The organism is Candidatus Sororendozoicomonas aggregata, assembly GCF_031528575.1.
Taxonomy (GTDB): Bacteria; Pseudomonadota; Gammaproteobacteria; order Pseudomonadales; family Endozoicomonadaceae; genus Endonucleibacter; species Endonucleibacter aggregata.
Genome location: NZ_JAVLSP010000087.1, coordinates 1 through 16,650 on the forward strand (window position 1 = coordinate 1; position 16,650 = coordinate 16,650).

The following is a 16,650-nucleotide window of genomic DNA, read 5'->3' on the forward strand; positions in this document are numbered from 1 at the left end:
GTTCGTCAAATAGTCCCGCTATTCTCCTCACAAAAGCGACTTTTTATCCGCCATTTCTCGCAGTCCTCGCTACGGGCAGACTTTTAAGACTGCTTCTAAGTCAGGCAGAAAGCTGACTTGAATCTGCCGATATTCACTGAACCCCAGGAGCCTGTCCGAGAATAGACTGCGCTACTACGGTTGCGATAAATTGGTCTAAAAATTCCTGTTTCTTCATCAAATAGCCCCGCTATTCTCCTCAGAAACAGAAATTTCATCCTCAATTTCTCGCAATCCTCGCTACGGGCGCTATTTTCGGTCAGCCTCCCAGGGGTTTTACCAGTATCGGCCTCACCAGAAAATGCATAAACGAAGTGCCAGGACTTCTCTCTGAGAATAAAGGCGGGGTATTTTAGCGCTAATCCTGATGAATAGATACTGTTTTCAATCGGTGGTTGAAATGGCCCTGAAAATCAGGCAGTGGTGTAAGCGCTTGAACGGACCAGCCCCGGACCCATGGGCTTTATTTCGTCAAAAAAATGCACGTTCTTATTGTTTTTTGACATATTTTGTCATGCTTTACCTTGAATCCCATACCCTGGACATAATGGTCGAGTTTAACAGGCTATTTTCAATACAGTTTTCCCTCAACAGCGTGACAGGTTTATTGGAAGCCTGTAGTTTCAGGGATTACACTTAACATCAGGCAAACCACTCCTGTTACAAGGATGTAATGAATAGAATTTCCCCCCCGAAGGCCTCTTCAGTCCGTAGCAGTTATGAAGCTGACGCGCCTGCGCAACCCACTAAAAAGTCGAAGGCACTGGGGTTTGCCGTTTCATTACTCAAGAAGATTTCCCTCCGAATGCCAAGAAAGCTCTCGCAGCTCAAGGCCAAGCTCTCTTTCAGGCGAAAAAAAATAGCACGCGGTAGCGCCAGATTATCACCAGAAGCTCAAGATGAGGAACCAGAGTATCCAAAAGCCCAATTTATGACGCCACTGGTACTGCCTGGTGGCAAGAACACAGGCCCGGCAAAGGCGTTGCATCTACAAATTAATGCCCGGAACCTATCAGATAAAAGTGATGCAAAGCCTGTCACGACAAAGACTGCCCCTGTAGAAAACTCTGGTGAATATTGCGCTCAAGAAGCCAGCTTTGAGAATACAGAAGAAAAACCTGCTTCTTTATTGCACTCGCCAAAGGTGAATCACACCAGCGTTGCGGCAGCAAAACAGCAACATCAATATACCAGGCGCAACCAGAAGGCTACACCAAAAAAACAAGCACTCTCCTGTCCTGGTCTGAAAAAATCAGATGCCGCTGTTGTGGCGCTGTTCGAGTCCATCACCGTTAATGATCTTCTGGAGATGAGGCAGAAAGACAATGATTTATCATCTGTATCGACAAAGGAAATTGAACGTCTTACTGCAAGGAAACTCGCCAGAAATACAGCGATGACTACCTTTAAGCGAGGTGCTAAGGGGTCATCACTTTGCGGTGCTGCCGTTGGTTTTTTATCGACCTTCTTCCCACCTCTATGGGGCGTTGCCCTGGTGGGAACGAGTGTAGGCTTTATGGCAACAGGTATTGCCTGCCTCATAAAATATTACCGCATTAAAACAAGGGCGCATCGAACCTTGTCAATTATCTCAGCATCCACAGACCCGCAGACAGCACAAATACGTGAGGTGTTGCAGAAAAAAGTCGCCATGCTGGATCAGCAAATGGGGCACCTCAGAGAAAGAAATGCAGTGACGTCTATAAAAGAGAGAAAAGCCTTTGAAAAGGTGGATAATGCTTTTTCTGGTATTGGCGTTTTATCCACCGCCTTTTGGCGCTTCAGTGTGCTTGCGCCCGTGCTGAAAACCGTTGCGGTTGGCTTTGATATTGCTTTTGCAGCAGTGTCAACAGCATTTATGGCAACAATGAATTACGTCACCCGGCAAAAAAAGCTAAAAACCCTTGGTAGTATGTTAGACCAATCGATAGTCCCGGATTTTATGCAAAGGCGGCTTTTCTTTCCTCTGGGTGATATCGTTCCATGCTTTATTCAGAGTCGTCTCCCTTTCGCTAAAAAGTCACCCTATGAATTATATGTACAGTCAAACGCTAAACAGATAGCTTTAGCTATGGGGATGGAGGCAGGTTCGCCCCCTAAGGTAATCATTGAGCAGCTGGCATCCCCTCGCTGGAGGACGCTGGCAGAAAGCGTACAATGGCAGTGTAAACGACGGGTGTTGCTTAAAGAGTTCTCGATTTTTTGCGCAACCTCTCACGAGCGCTTGCTCGCATGCTCTGATACCGCGTTTGAGTTACGTTATGGTAAAGAATTTAATCATTTTTTAGCTGAAAAAATTGGGGGGGCCGCATTTAACGATACCCGTCATGCAGGCGTTCGTGGGACAATGAATCTAACAATACCGGCCACCGTAACGTGTCTTTTTTTTGGCGTACTGGCACCTGCCATTCCCTTTTTACTGTTAGGGGCAGGAGTCAGTTTGTGCACCTGTTACGCTGTTGCAAAGCGTGAAGAGAAAAAGTTCCAGATATCCGCTTTGGAGGCGCTTAACTCTGCCAGGGCTGATGATGGTCAGCTACTTCAGCAACGGGAAACCCTAAAACAGCTTTTACTGAGAAAAACTTAGAAGCAGTCTTAAAAGTCTGCCCGTAGCGAGGACCGCGAGAAATGGAGGATAAAAAGGCGCTTTTGTGAGGAGAATAGCGGGACTATTTGACGAACAAAAGCGACTTTTTAGACCCATTTATCATAGCCGCAGTGGGAGCATGACTTTTAAGACTGCTTCTTAGGCAGGGGATACAAGGCGGGAGTCCGTCAGGACTTCTGATCTGGCCTTGCCTGATTCTCAACGTCAGTTTTCAAAACTGAGATACTGGCTCATCTGCAACTACCAGCGAAGTAGCTTCTTGCCCACAAAGCATTAACCTGCTCATGCTGTGGTCATAAAGTGGATACAATGTGGTTGAATATCCGTAGCTGGGATTGCCCGGACTGAGAAGTCAACAGCACCTAGGAGCCTGCCGGATTTAAGACAATTTCGGCCTGAAATCCAGAAAGCGCGAGAAAGTCCGGCCAGAATTTCCGATCAATTTGCTTAAACAGGTCAACTATTCGCACAAGTTGATCGAAAATTCTGATTCGCCCTACTGAATTTTATGCTCGAAAGCATAAGTTCGACAGGCTCCTAAGCGCGAACGTGCCCGTCGCCTAAAACCACATACTTTTGCGTCGTTAGCCCGTTGAGACCGACCGGCCCCCTGACATGCAGTTTATCTGTTGAAATGCCAATCTCCGCGCCAAGGCCATATTCAAACCCGTCAGCAAACCGGGTTGAGCTGTTAATCATCACCGAGCCTGAATCCACCTCGCGCAAAAAACGCCGTCCACGGTTAAAATCCTCCGTTATGATAGCATCTGTATGGTGGGAGCCAAACCCGTTAATATGTTTGATGGCCTCATCCAGGCTCCCCACGATTTTAATGGCAAGAATGGGTCCAAGGTATTCTGTTGACCAGTCCTCGTCTGTCGCTGCATGGGCCTGTGATAAAATAGCGCAAGTGGTTTCACACCCTCGTAACTCAACGCCTTTTTGCCCATAGCGATCTGCCAGATCAGGTAACACCTCTGCCGCCACGGCTTCATGCACCAACAGGGTTTCCATGGCATTACACACACCATAACGGTGCGTCTTGGCATTAAAGGCAACATTAATGGCTTTTTGCGTATCGGCCCGGTCATCGATATACACATGGCAAATACCATCAAGGTGCTTGATAACAGGCACTCGGGCTTCACGGGTGATCCGCTCAATCAGACCTTTACCACCCCGGGGGATAATGACATCCACGGACTCCTCCATGGTAATCAATTGCCCGACAGCGGCCCTGTCTGTGGTTGCTACTACCTGAACAACATCCTCAGGCAACCCTGCCCGGCTCAGCCCCTGTTGCAGACAACTCGCAATTGCCCTGTTTGAATGAATGGCTTCAGCCCCACCCCGTAATATCGCGGCATTACCCGATTTCAGGCACAAACCTGCCGCTTCGGCTGTTACATTCGGGCGGGATTCGTAGATAATCCCAATCACGCCTAATGGCACGCGCATATGCCCCACCTGAATACCACTGGGGCGATAGCTCAAATTATCAATAGTACCAACAGGGTCAGGTAATGCAGCTACCTGCCTTAGTCCCTCTATCATCCCCTCAATGCGCTCATCCGTTAACGCCAGCCGATCGAGCATTGCCTCATTCAGCCCTTTCTCACGACCAACATCAAGATCTTTTCCGTTAGCCGCTTTAATACGCTCTCGAGCCGCTTCCACAGCGTTTGCAATGAAATACAGTGTCTGATTCTTAACACCCGTATCAGCCCGGGCAATAGCAACAGATGCCCGACGCGCCTTTTCTCCCATTTTTTTCATTGAGCCAGAAACTGTTTCAAACATGTATACCCTTCCCACACAATGGCCGGTAGTGACCTGAATTGTCTTGGAGCCTGTCGGGCTTAACCCGGATATTTCATAAACATGCTCCTAGCCTTGCTTGCTCCTTGTATTAATCCGCTACCGGCATGGTAAATTCAAAGATAGTGCCGCCATCGGGGTGGCGCTGAAAATATAGCTTACCGCCGTGGGACTGTATAATGGAATGGCAGACCGATAAGCCAATCCCCATCCCATCAGGTTTGGTCGTATAAAAAGGGGTGAATAGTTTTTCTTCTGCTCCGTCTGCCAAACCATAACCACGGTCAACTACCGAGACCTTTACAAAGTTTTCCCCCTCCCTGCTAGTAGTAACGTGCACCCCAATATCACGGGTAGGCAAATCACGCATTGCCTCCATGGCGTTACGAATCAGGTTAAGGGCCACTTGCTGAATCTGCACCGGGTCAACCTTCACTTTCGGCAAATTTTCACCCATGACCACATGAATTTCTATATTATTGTTACGCGCGTCCACCTCGGCCAGTTTGAAGGTATCCTGAATCATTTTATTTGGATCTACCGTACAAATAATATGGTCTGGCTTCTTCACAAAGGTACGAATACGGGAAATAATATCACCCGCCCGGCGAGCCTGGTTATTAATTTTCGTCATGGCATCAACCAGGGCGTCATTCTCAATATTGAGCCGATCCATCATCCGCTTCACGACCTGGGCGTAGTTAGAGATAGCGGTTAACGGCTGATTCACCTCATGGGCAAAGCCCGCAGCCATTTCACCCATAATACTCAAACGTGACACATGCGTCAGTTTATTTTTCTGCTCATCCAGCTCATCCAGTGCCCGCTGCAATGCTGCCTCTTGACGCTTGCGCTCGGCAATATCTTTAAACACCACTACGACGCCATTAATATCACCCTCATCAAAAATAGGTGTACACGAATAGGTCACAGGAAAAGAGTCACCGTGTCGCCGCCAGAAAACGCCGTCCTCCACAACGGAGGGCTTCCCCGTGTTGATAGCCTCCTGAATGAGTGCCAACGAGTGAGTCTCCGTATTACTTTTATTGGAATTAAGCATCACAGCCATCAGGTTGACGCCTTGAAGCTGGTCAATTTCCCAGCCTGTCATCTCTGCGGCAGCCTGATTAACAAATGTGATATTGCCTTCATTATCCAACCCGAAAATACCCTCATTCATGCTCTCAAGAATACGGGCTTTATCTTGTTCCAGCTGACGGTTACGCGCCGACAGCGCTTGCTCCAGGCGGTGAATTTTCAGCTGGGTTTCCACACGGGCTATGACTTCCTCAGCCTGAAAAGGTTTAGAGATATAATCCACAGCACCACTTTCAAACCCTCTCACCTTGTCCTTGGTATCATCCAGTGCCGATAAAAAGATAATGGCAATACTGCTTGTGTCAGGGTTTTCCTTGAGTTTCTGGCATACCTCATAGCCATTCATACCCGGCATTATAATATCCAGCAAAACCAGTGCCGGCTTGCTTGTTGCCGCAATACGGAGCGCCCTTTCCCCATCTTTAGCAATGAGCAGCTTGTATCCACGCCCACTGAGCGTCTGTAACAACATCTGCAAATTAGTAGGATTATCATCCACCAGCAGAATTGGATCTGACTCTTTAGCACGCTCACGAACTGTTTCAGCAACATACATCCTATATATTCCTATTCATTGAACCTAACCAGACTATAGAAGACGATCCGAAGCAACTCTTACCCATCTTTATCATCTTTATCATTTCAATCATTTCATGCTTCAATAGGGGCTTATTGCCATTCAGTTTTTGGACGTTTCACATGAAAATACTGGTTTTAGGTAGCAGTGGCAAAGTCGGTCACGCGCTTTGCTCACTGCTTGGTCAGCAGCAGATCACCTGCCTGGGCACAGAACGCAGTGAACTCAACCTGACCGAACCAGAACAGATGAAAGCTGTCATTAATGACTTTCAACCGACTATTGTTGTCAATGCCGCATCTTACAACAACCCCACTGAGGCAGAAAATGTTCCATCCCTGTGTTACGCCATCAACCGCGATGGCGTTGCTAAACTGGCTGACTACTGCCATGAGCAAGGTATTCCCCTGATTCAGGTTTCTACTTACCGCGTGTTTGATGGTAAAAGTGCTGATGCCTACAATGAACAGGACTCACCAAACCCATCGGGGGTTCAGGCCATTAGTCGATGGCAAGCTGAAGAGCAGGTGAGAGAAAGATGCCAGCAGCACATAATACTTCGATTGTCATGGATTATCAGTGCACGCAGAAACAATCTTTTAGTTCGCCTGTTCAAGCAGCTAAGCGCTCACAAAGAGGTTACCGTAACAGCGGATCAACTTGGCTGCCCAACGCCCGCTGATGATGCGGCACGCGTGATTCTGGCCATCATAAAACAACTAGACTGTGGTGCAAATGTATGGGGCACCTACCACTACGCAGCCGCTGAAGCCGTGTCAGAGAATAGTTTTGCCGAATCCGCTATATCAGAGGCCGCGCAACACCATCACCTGGAGTTGGGGGATTTAAAAATGGACAAAATGATCAACCGCGAAGGTGTGCGCCCTCCTGCCAATGCCAGTCTTGACTGCTCAAAAATACGCAACACGTTTGGTATTCACAGACGACCATGGAGAACGGCATTATCGGGGATAATCAAGACGTATTTTGATAATAATCCGTAAAAGACTAAACCGATGGAAACTTGTCTGTTTTTCGATTGTCTGAAAGCTCAGTGGCGCTGGTAGCCAGGAGCCTGTCGGACTTATGCTTTCGAGCATAAAATTCAGTAGGGCGAGTCAGAATTTTCGATCAGGCTCCCAGGATAAGCGGAAAAAAGACAGTTTTTATCGGTGGTCGCAATTCAAAAAGAGTGAGAGCGCCCCCACATTCACACACCGAGATTTTTATGGCGAAACAGTACCTCTCTGGCGTGGTCGTAACACCAGTTGTACACAAAGCTATAAATAAGAAAGAAAAGGATAACGCCAAGGTCCAGCACCAGCGCTTCCCAGAAACCCATGTTTAGCAACCACATGATTAACGGCAGGGTGAACACTATCAGTCCAGCCTCAAACGCCAGAGTGTGAAACACGCGCATTTTCCAGGTGCGATTCATTCTTTTATGGCCAAACAGGTGGTCAAAACCCAGATTATAAATATAGTTCCAGACCATCGCTATCACTGCCAGGACAACCAAGGTACCGGTCATGGCACCTGTACCATGCTCGGTTATCACAGTGCCTAATGGCACCATCACTGATAATGCAATGGCCTCAAACAGCACCATATGAAAAATACGTTCCTTAACACCCATGCCCATCATAATTATCCAGGAAAAATAATTTATTACGCTATATTATCAGAAATTCTCATCGTATAAAGTTATAAGCAGTCTTATATAAGCAGTCTTAAAAGTCTATATCTAAAAGATTTCAAGCTGCTACGCGGCGGCAAGCGAGTGAGTGAGTCCCCAGGAGCCTACAAATAGTAGGTGACTGGGGTGAACGAACGCTGCCAACAAAGTAGCAGCTTGAAAGACGACGGGCATACCGTGGTGAGGATCAAGGGAAGCAGAAGATAAAAAGTCGATGTTGAGGGCGAACAGCCCGCTATTTAACCTGAATGTCAACCTGAGCTCAGAGGTATCAATGAAAGAAAGCCTGACCATCGTTGTAATGATAACGACATTACTGTTACTGACAGCCTGTAGTAACACCGATAAAAACCCCTTTTATCAGTCTTCATCGCAATTGCCGCGCTTTGGGCAGGAAAGCTTCGAACACTACCTGAAAGACACACGACAATGGTTATATGAAAACCGGGTGTTTCACACGAGAGACAAAGCCCGGGAATTATATTTTAACATGCCGTTTGAACTGAAACCTGAGCACCCAAATGGCGAGGGAGCGCTACTGGTACAAGGACTGGGCGACAGCCCTTACTCCTTTCGGGACATAGCCGAGCATCTGGTGCGTCGCGGTTATCTGGTGCGCACCATTTTATTACCAGGCCATGGCTCCAAACCCGGTGATCTGAAACTGCCTACCGTCAAGGATTGGCAATCCATTGTTGCTCATCATGCCAAACTACTGGGCAAAGCTGTTAAAACGGTGTGGTTAGGAGGCTATTCCACCGGCGCAAACCTGGTCACAGACTATGCGCTCAATCATTCATCCATTGCCGGTTTACTGTTATTTTCCCCTGCTTTTCAACCCGGTAGCGATAAAGTCAAATATGCACCTATCGCCAACTATTTTATTGAATGGGCAGACAAAGACGAGGAAACCAATATTGCCCGTTACGACTCATTGCCCATGAACGGTGCCGCCGTGTATTACCAGACAGCACAAGCCGTTGACAGAACACTGCAAAAATTATCTTCATACAATAAGCCTGTCTTTATCATGGTAAGCGAGGCTGACAGTGTGATTGATACCCAGTTTGTCCTCGACACCTTTATTCACAAAATGACCAATCCCAATAACCGCCTGCTATGGTTTGGCGAGGGTTCATTTGCTGACCCCCGCATTATTCAATACACCATGAACCTACCTGAGAATAAAATCAGCAATGCGTCTCATATGGCATTGCTTTTTTCTCCTGAGAATACCTTCTACGGTTCATCAGGTACCCAACGCATTTGCGGCAATGGGCAGGAGGACTGGGCAACACAACGATGTAAGAGCGGTGGCGACATCTGGTTTTCAGCCTGGGGCTACCGGGAACCAGGCAAGGCTTACGCGCGTTTAACCTGGAATCCTTATTTCAACGCGTCCATGACCTTGATGGACGGCGTACTATCACACTCTCTACCTGAATAAGAGCAACTACCTGAATAAGAGCAACACGCTACACTGTACCCCAAGGATTTCAAGCCGCTACGCCCCGGCAAGTCAGTGAAGCCCCAAGAGCCCCCAAAGGGTGGGTGACTGGGGTGAACGCAACCCATAAGAGGCCAGTCAACATGCCACGTCCCCAATACACGGCAGTATTAACCCAAAAAACAGCATTGAGCGATAATACCATAGAGCTGGTATTGACTTTTGAACAGAAAACGGTGTTCTTGTTTGAAGCCGGGCAGTTTGTGCAACTGCTCTTTGAGCATAACGGCAAGACCCATAAGCGCAGTTATAGTATTGCTAACTCACCAGAAGAAGTCTCACAAACCCGTGCGCTTCGGATAGCCATTAGCGCAGTGGCTGGCGGTATGGCAACCGATTACTTTGCGACAGCTGCCATTGGTAGCGTCATTCAGGTAACAGGGCCATTTGGTGTGCTCACCCTGGCAAAGGAGATACCCGGTCAGTTAATTCTGGTTGGAACCGGAACCGGCGTAGCCCCTTACCACTCAATGATCCCTCAACTGGAGCGGCTGGCTGATAAAGGCACCCCCATTACCCTTGTGATGGGTGGGCGTTACAGGCGTGAGCTGATTTACCGGGACGCTTTCATGAATCTCGCCCAAGACTATCCCGTTGTTGATTACAGCATTTGCTTGAGCCGGGAGTCATCTGAAAACTTGAAAACCAGGGAACACACCGGCTATGTACAGCACCTGTTTAACCACCTTAATCTGGCACCTGGCAATGATATCGTTTACCTCTGCGGAAATCCTGCCATGGTTGATGACGCCGCCAGGGCATTACAAGGGCTTTCATTCGCTAATAAGAAAATAAAACGCGAGAAATATGTGTATTCCGGGCATTGAAAAAGTAAAAAAACGAGTACTCATGCATAGGCAGGAGGAACCACTAAAAAAAACTCATCAAACCGGTTGTGTACGCCCGGATCTGTGCTTCCCGCAACCGAGGCCATATAAAAGTCATAGTTAGAGCTGATAACATGCTGTTTATACGCTCTGAAATAAGCACCCCTGTGCGTTGAGGCGAAGAATGATGCTGAAGCAGTCATTTTGTGTATCATATAGACATTATTAGGAAGAAAACTATACCTGTAATAAGGCGATACAACATCCCCTGATTCATTAGCTTCTTTATCGATGAGACGAAGATAGCTCGAAGGAGAGAGGGTTTGGTATTTTGCTTTACCCCTGAGAATAATAAGATAAAGTATGAGTTCCCTCTGACTCCACACCATATCAATATATAAAGGGTGATCGGTAAGTAAGTTTTTCTTGTCGCGGGACCACAGGGTTTCGTTATCACTGGGACTAAAAGGGCCGTATCCACGGGAGACTACGGGGTGCGTATGGAATTGACCAATATGTTTTGGTTCGCTAAAGATAGGAGAATCAATTCCAACTGCATAATCAGAAACAACCCTAAGACTATTCTCAGTGCCAGAGCAAAGTTCACCAGCTTCCAAACAGCTTTTTTTGTTATGCTTCCTGTTAATGCTAAAGCCATGCTCTCGCCGGGTATCAATAGTGCATTTTATTGCCCCCAGAATTGCCGACTTTAGATCTGTGGATAAAGACAGGGATCTTTCTGTTTTTAGATCACTCGTTTCAATACAAGATGTAACATAATCATCAAGCAGCATTCTCTCCCCTTAAGTTAAAAAAACGGTATAAAAAAAGGTATAAAAAAAGCGGTTCAAACGCTTGTTTTGAACCAATACTGCGGACAGTTTTTGATGCTTAAAGCCCATGGCTGCCAAAGGTTTGAAGGTGTATCGTTATTTTATGGCAACTCACGCCTACCGTTGAGTTACCATAAAATCGCCCCCTTGAGCTGTAGGCCTTGTAGCATCAGACACCAGACTGTCTAAAACTGTCCGCAGTATTGTTGTAAAAAAGTACCACTTAAGCACTGTGAACATCAAAAAACAGGCAGCTTTTGATTTGTCTCACTTTCTACAATAGCTCATGGAGAGCTTCTACGAAACGATAAAACGACAGGCTTTATTTTTTATAGCTATAAAATAATGCCATGCATAGCCATAACGCCCCGAGCAGAAAACCAGCAATCACATCACTCATCCAATGTGCCTGAAGCACCAGCCGTGAAAAGGCAACAAGAAAGATCATCATCAGGCTGGTTGATAACAGCAGTACCCGCGGTACATAAGCCAGTTTTTTACTGCTGGCGATACCAAACCATAACAGGAAAAAAGTTGCCTGAGCAGTATGACCTGAGGGGAAAGAAAAAGGGTCTCCATAAAGTGAAACGGAGGGTCTGGGGCTGTCAATCAGCCACTTCATACTCCACAGGCTAACCTCAAGCCCGATAAAAGAAACAAGGAACGTTACCACTTTATGAATACAATTTTTGTGAAGCCCCCCAATTACCCAAAGCCCACCGGGAATCAACAAGACAGAAAGAGAACCCAACCAGGTTGCCCAGGTCATCATTTTATCAAGATACGGCATCTTCAAGTGCGTGACCCATTGGTTAACCTCTTGATTCCAGAAAGATACGTAGCCCAGGCACTCCATCGCTGTCAGTATACCCAGCAAAACCAGCAACATGCCTATGGTCATTTTTAACAGTGTACTTATCTTAAAACGCCAGGATAACCAGATAGCCAAAGCAGGAATCACAATAGCTTTAATCAAAAAAACGACGATTAGCGAAAAAAAAGCGACAGGCACTGTACCATGGGTTTGAATAGCCGCACCGGCAAGAAACCCGGGCATCAAATACACGGGCGCCCAGGGAATGGCGGAAAGAATATTAACGATATAAAACCGTTTAGGTGACATATCAAGCATGCCTGCCACGACCGGCACAACCGGGCGAACAGGACCAATAAACCGCCCGAGGGCAATACTCAGATCACCGTGGTTGTGGAAAAAATCTTCGCCTTTGGCCAGCCACTGTGGGTGTTTATAAAATGGCCACCAGCTTCTTACCTTCTGGTGGTAATGGTACCCCAGCTGAAAACTGATACCATCACCAATGACCGCCCCGATAATGCCCCAGACCAGCATACTGACCGGGTCAATGGCACCAGCGCCAGCCATGGCGCCCAAAGCAAACATAATCGGCACACCCGGCACTAACAGCCCAACAACTACCAGTGACTCGATCAGCGCCATAAACGCGATAGTAGGCCCCAGCCATTCGTTGTTAAGCTGAAGCCAGGCATGTACGGTTTCAAAACTGGGCAAAAACATGGTCAGGTAAAAGTTCCTTCACAGTGGTTTTTATTTCAGGCCATCGTTACACTAGTTCCAAGCTTACTGCCAGAAATAAGCAACTTATGACACTGGAGCATTATAAAAAAGTCGAAGCTGCTCTTGAACGCCGCCAGTCTGACCTGACTGTCATCATTGATCAGGCGCATAAAGCCCATCCTATCGGCACCATTATCCTCAACATCCGCAACTGTGATACTGTGGGTATAACGAATATCTACTGGACGTGGGTTCACAGGAGACATCGCCAATTTTACCGACGCTCCAGGGGCAGCTACCAATGGGTTACTGTTCGTTATCACGAACGGGTTAAAGATAGCGCAGAAATTCTGAATCAGTGCGGTTTTCTGCTACACGCAATCCACTTTTCTGATAAATCAATACCCTGCGACTGTATCAACTTTACCTGCTTCCGTGCCCTTATTTCCGGTGCCAGGAAGAACGGCGTCAGTGAAACGGCTGACCAAGGGCAGAGGTTCAGCCAGAGGGCCAATAAGAGAGCCAATAGAAGAAGAACCTTGATAACCAGCCCCGCTTATCTGCTGAGAATTCAGTCGCGCACTGTTCAGTGGAGATACCCTGAATGGGGGGTATTGTCATAAACGTTCATTGGATTTCCCTTCTGAAGGATGAAGGCCAACGGATTAACCCTCTGCCAGGGTTGCCCATACAGGCAGAACCCAAGCCCCTAAAAACCAAGGAGTGAATCATGAAAAACCTGCTACAGGAATTGGTAACATTGTTGTCGCTGGAGCCTTTGGAGAACAATATTTTTCGTGGGCAAAGTCAGGATCTGGGTTATAACCGTATTTATGGCGGTCAGGTCCTCGGCCAAGCCCTGGCGGCCGGGCAACAAACGGTTCAGAAAGACCGGCAGGTCCATTCTTGTCATGGCTATTTTCTCCGCGAAGGTGATACCCGTCAGCCCATTATCTACAATGTTGAAAATACCCGTGACGGCAAAAGCTTTGACACCCGCCACGTCACAGCCATCCAGAAGGGGCGTCCGATCTTTACCCTCACCGCTTCCTTTCATATTGAGGAGGCTGGCTTTGATCACCAGGACACTATGCCAGACGTTGATCCCCCTGACTCATTAAAAGACGAATACCAACTAAGGCTCGCCTTCAAAAATTCCGTGCCTGAGCACCTGCGGAAAAAACTTCTGTTCCGCTCGCCTGTTGAGATTCGCCCCGTCTTGCCAAAAAACCCGTATCTCCCTTCAGCGCGAGAACCCATTCAGCAATTCTGGTTTAAAACCATCGACAAACTCCCCGATGACCCTGCTATTCATAAGTACCTGCTGGCCTACGCCTCAGACTTTCAACTACTGCCCACAACACTGTTTCCCCATGGTGTGGTGTTCTTCCAGCCTGACGTACAGATTGCCAGTATTGACCATGCCATGTGGTTTCATCGACCCTTTCGGGCTGATCAGTGGTTACTCTATACCATGGATAGCCCTTCAGCCAGTCATGCATGTGGGTTAGCCCGTGGGCAGATCTTTAACCAGGAGGGTTATCTGGTGGCCTCAACGGTTCAGGAAGGATTAATCAGGAAACGTTCTTAGGAGCCTGTCGGACTTATGCTTTCGAGCATAAAATTCTGTAGAGCGAGTCAGAATTTTCGATCAATTTGCGCGAATAGTTGACCTGTTTAAGCAAATTGATCGGAAACTCTGGCCGCGCTTTCTCGCGCTTTCTCGCGCTTTCTGGATTTCAGGCCGAAATTGTCTTAAGTCCGACAGGCTCCTTAGCACAGGCTATAGTGATCATTACTTTATCCTTACCAAGAGTTTACCAATGCTTACACGAATGATAGGCCAGATGCTGATAATGGTGGCAACGCTCCTGCCTCTGTCGCTATCGGCGGCTTCTGGCTCTTATGCTGTCATTCTCCAGTATCACCATGTCAGTAATACCAGCCCGACCATTACCAGTGTTGAGCCAGCGTTGTTTTCACAGCACCTTGATTATCTCGAACAAAATAAATGTCATGTCATTGCCCTTACCGAGGTCACGGATGCACTGCGCAACAACCGCCCTTTGCCTGAAAAAACCGTCGTTATTACTTTTGACGATGCTTACAAGGATATCTACACAGAGGCCTTCCCCTTACTCAGGAAAAAAGGCTGGCCCTTCACCCTGTTTGTCAGCACCGCGCCTGTGGATAAAAGGTATGGCAATTTTCTCACCTGGGAACAAATTGAGACAATGGTCAGGCACAAAGCCACCATTGCTAATCACACCCTGAACCACGATCACCTCGTGGAAAAAAAAGCAAACGAAAGCAAGGAGCAATGGCTCAGGCGAGTAGAGATGGATATACTCGCCACAGAGGCGCGTATCAAGGAGAAGACAGGACAGGCTGTTCGGCATTTTGCCTGGCCCTTTGGTGAAACAGTCCCAGAGCTAAAGGCCTTGATTGCACAACTTGGCTTTATCGGGCTTGGTCAGCATTCCGGGGCGGCATGCTCGCTATCAGACTTCTCAGACTTGCCCCGTTTTCCCATGGCAGCCTCCCATGCCAGTATGGATAACTTCCGCCTCAAGGTGAACAGCCTGCCACTGCCAGTGTGGCAAAAAGCACCCGTCAGCAGCCTGATCAGCCCTGATAACCTCAGACCAGCCCTTACCCTCCACCTGAATGATGGCCACTATCAAAAAGCACAGTTACGCTGTTATGCTCCAGGACAGGGGGAGATTCCGGTACAGTGGCTAAATAATGAAAGAACACAATTTACGGTTCAAGCCAAGCACCCCCTGCCCGTGGGCCGAAGCCGCTATAACTGCACAGCACCCTCAATAAGTGGTCGACAGTACTTCTGGTACTCACACCCCTGGCTCCGGCTGACAGAAGACGGGAGGGCGCTGGATTAGGAGCCTGTCGGACTTATGCTCGAAAGCATAAGTCCGACAGGCTCTCAGGAGAACACCATGCAGCCAACAATACTACTGGTCATCAGCTTCTTACTGATTGGCTGTTTCGAGCAGCCAGCACCAAAGAAAAAGCCTTCTGAAGCAATGATTGGGGCCAGCACCAAAGCACTCACCCTTTGCGCTGGCTGTCACGGTCCTGGCGGCATCAGTCCATCCCCTGACAACCCCAACCTTGCCGGGCAGAAAAAAGCCTACTTAGTGAAGCAGTTAATGGATTTTCGCACTGGCAAGCGGGCTAACTCGCCCTCCATGACCTACATTTCGCGGCTGATTTCAGAACAAGAGATTTCCCTGATCAGTGAGTGGTATTCGCGACAATAGGTGAATGCTATTAATGCTTCACTCGCCCCAGGGAGGCATCAGTGTCTGCTCAATACCCAACTGGCTCAAAATACGCGCTACCACAAAATCCACAAGGTCACTGACGGACGCTGGCTTATTGTAAAAGCCCGGTGAAGCTGGCAGAACCACAGCGCCCATTCGGGTGAGTTTCAGCATGTTTTCCAGATGAATTTCAGACAGTGGTGTCTCCCGCGTGACCACCATCAGCTTGCGGCGTTCTTTCAGGGCAACATCGGCAGCACGTTCAATCAGGTTATTACTGGCACCATAAGCGATGGCAGATAACGTACCCGCACTGCATGGACAGATCACCATTTGACTGGACACCCCACTGCCAGAGGCCACCGGAGACATCCAGTCTTTTTCACCAAAGACCCGTATCTGCCCTTCGCTGGCGCCGGCGTGCTGCTCCAGTGTTTTCAAGATGGCCTTGGTGTCGCCCATCAGGCGCATGTTAGTCTCAGTTTCCAACACCACCTGCGCTGCCTGAGAGACCATAAAAAACACCGCCTTTTGCGCTGCCACCAGGCACTCTAACAGCCGGATACCATACTGGGCACCCGAAGCCCCGGTCATGGCCAATGTTACTGTATCAGTCACAAATACTCCGAAACCCACAAAATAAACCCGCATTCTAGGAGCCTGTCGGACTTAAGACAATTTCGGCCTGAAATCCAGAAAGCGCGGCCAGCATTTCATGCTCGAAAGCATAAGCCCGACAGGCTCCTAGGAGGCTGTCCGAGAATAGACTGCCCTACTGCGGTGGCAGCAAATTGGTCTAAAAAGTCGGAAATTTTTAGCAAATAGA

General features: G+C 48.0%; 14 protein-coding genes. 8 read left to right on the forward strand and 6 right to left on the reverse strand.

The window, feature by feature from the left end:
• Nucleotides 1-712 precede the first annotated feature (712 nt).
• Nucleotides 713-2,626: a hypothetical protein gene (locus V4C51_RS14215; RefSeq protein WP_330926844.1), complete on the forward strand. Its 1,914-nt coding sequence runs from the start codon at nucleotides 713-715 to the stop codon at nucleotides 2,624-2,626.
• Between the two features lie 558 nt (nucleotides 2,627-3,184).
• On the opposite strand, the gene V4C51_RS14220 is transcribed toward V4C51_RS14215, so the two are convergent.
• Nucleotides 3,185-4,462 carry a glutamate-5-semialdehyde dehydrogenase gene (locus tag V4C51_RS14220; RefSeq protein ID WP_330926845.1) on the reverse strand — a complete coding sequence of 426 codons (1,278 nt, stop codon included), beginning with the start codon at nucleotides 4,460-4,462 and terminating at the stop codon, nucleotides 3,185-3,187.
• Nucleotides 4,463-4,556: 94 nt separating this feature from the next.
• Entirely contained in the window at nucleotides 4,557-6,119 is a 1,563-nt protein-coding gene (locus V4C51_RS14225; protein ID WP_330926846.1) for an ATP-binding response regulator, read from the reverse strand.
• A gap of 143 nt (nucleotides 6,120-6,262) precedes the next feature.
• Between V4C51_RS14225 and V4C51_RS14230 the strand changes: the two genes are divergently transcribed.
• Nucleotides 6,263-7,144: an SDR family oxidoreductase gene (locus V4C51_RS14230; RefSeq protein ID WP_330926847.1), complete on the forward strand. Its 882-nt coding sequence runs from the start codon at nucleotides 6,263-6,265 to the stop codon at nucleotides 7,142-7,144.
• Between the two features lie 206 nt (nucleotides 7,145-7,350).
• Here the strand turns inward: V4C51_RS14230 and V4C51_RS14235 are convergent, their stop codons facing one another.
• Nucleotides 7,351-7,776 (reverse strand): PACE efflux transporter, encoded by a 426-nt coding sequence (locus V4C51_RS14235; protein WP_330926848.1) that lies wholly within the window; start codon nucleotides 7,774-7,776, stop codon nucleotides 7,351-7,353.
• Between the two features lie 334 nt (nucleotides 7,777-8,110).
• Between V4C51_RS14235 and V4C51_RS14240 the strand changes: the two genes are divergently transcribed.
• Nucleotides 8,111-9,283 carry an alpha/beta hydrolase gene (locus V4C51_RS14240; RefSeq protein ID WP_330926849.1) on the forward strand — a complete coding sequence of 391 codons (1,173 nt, stop codon included), beginning with the start codon at nucleotides 8,111-8,113 and terminating at the stop codon, nucleotides 9,281-9,283.
• A 143-nt stretch (nucleotides 9,284-9,426) separates the two neighbouring features.
• Nucleotides 9,427-10,170 (forward strand): ferredoxin--NADP reductase, encoded by a 744-nt coding sequence (locus V4C51_RS14245; RefSeq protein WP_330926850.1) that lies wholly within the window; start codon nucleotides 9,427-9,429, stop codon nucleotides 10,168-10,170.
• Nucleotides 10,171-10,190: 20 nt separating this feature from the next.
• On the opposite strand, the gene V4C51_RS14250 is transcribed toward V4C51_RS14245, so the two are convergent.
• On the reverse strand, nucleotides 10,191-10,964 hold the full coding sequence (locus tag V4C51_RS14250) for a hypothetical protein (RefSeq protein ID WP_330926851.1): 774 nt from the start codon (nucleotides 10,962-10,964) through the stop codon (nucleotides 10,191-10,193).
• Between the two features lie 361 nt (nucleotides 10,965-11,325).
• The gene (locus V4C51_RS14255) at nucleotides 11,326-12,540 is read right to left on the reverse strand and encodes a bifunctional DedA family/phosphatase PAP2 family protein (RefSeq protein WP_330926852.1); all 1,215 of its coding nucleotides are present in this window, start codon (nucleotides 12,538-12,540) and stop codon (nucleotides 11,326-11,328) included.
• 86 nt (nucleotides 12,541-12,626) lie between these two features.
• Between V4C51_RS14255 and V4C51_RS14260 the strand changes: the two genes are divergently transcribed.
• The 4 genes from V4C51_RS14260 to V4C51_RS14275 all read left to right on the forward strand — a co-directional run bounded on the left by V4C51_RS14260 (nucleotide 12,627) and on the right by V4C51_RS14275 (nucleotide 15,821).
• Nucleotides 12,627-13,163: an RNA methyltransferase gene (locus V4C51_RS14260; protein ID WP_330926853.1), complete on the forward strand. Its 537-nt coding sequence runs from the start codon at nucleotides 12,627-12,629 to the stop codon at nucleotides 13,161-13,163.
• A gap of 107 nt (nucleotides 13,164-13,270) precedes the next feature.
• Nucleotides 13,271-14,131, forward strand: a complete 861-nt coding sequence (gene tesB, locus V4C51_RS14265) for an acyl-CoA thioesterase II (protein WP_330926854.1) — start codon at nucleotides 13,271-13,273, stop codon at nucleotides 14,129-14,131.
• A 232-nt stretch (nucleotides 14,132-14,363) separates the two neighbouring features.
• Nucleotides 14,364-15,440, forward strand: a complete 1,077-nt coding sequence (locus tag V4C51_RS14270; protein ID WP_330926855.1) for a polysaccharide deacetylase family protein — start codon at nucleotides 14,364-14,366, stop codon at nucleotides 15,438-15,440.
• Between the two features lie 57 nt (nucleotides 15,441-15,497).
• On the forward strand, nucleotides 15,498-15,821 hold the full coding sequence (locus tag V4C51_RS14275) for a c-type cytochrome (protein ID WP_330926856.1): 324 nt from the start codon (nucleotides 15,498-15,500) through the stop codon (nucleotides 15,819-15,821).
• Between the two features lie 18 nt (nucleotides 15,822-15,839).
• Here V4C51_RS14275 and V4C51_RS14280 read toward each other — a convergent pair whose 3' ends face one another.
• The gene (locus V4C51_RS14280; RefSeq protein WP_330926857.1) at nucleotides 15,840-16,418 is read right to left on the reverse strand and encodes a flavin prenyltransferase UbiX; all 579 of its coding nucleotides are present in this window, start codon (nucleotides 16,416-16,418) and stop codon (nucleotides 15,840-15,842) included.
• Nucleotides 16,419-16,650 lie beyond the last annotated feature (232 nt).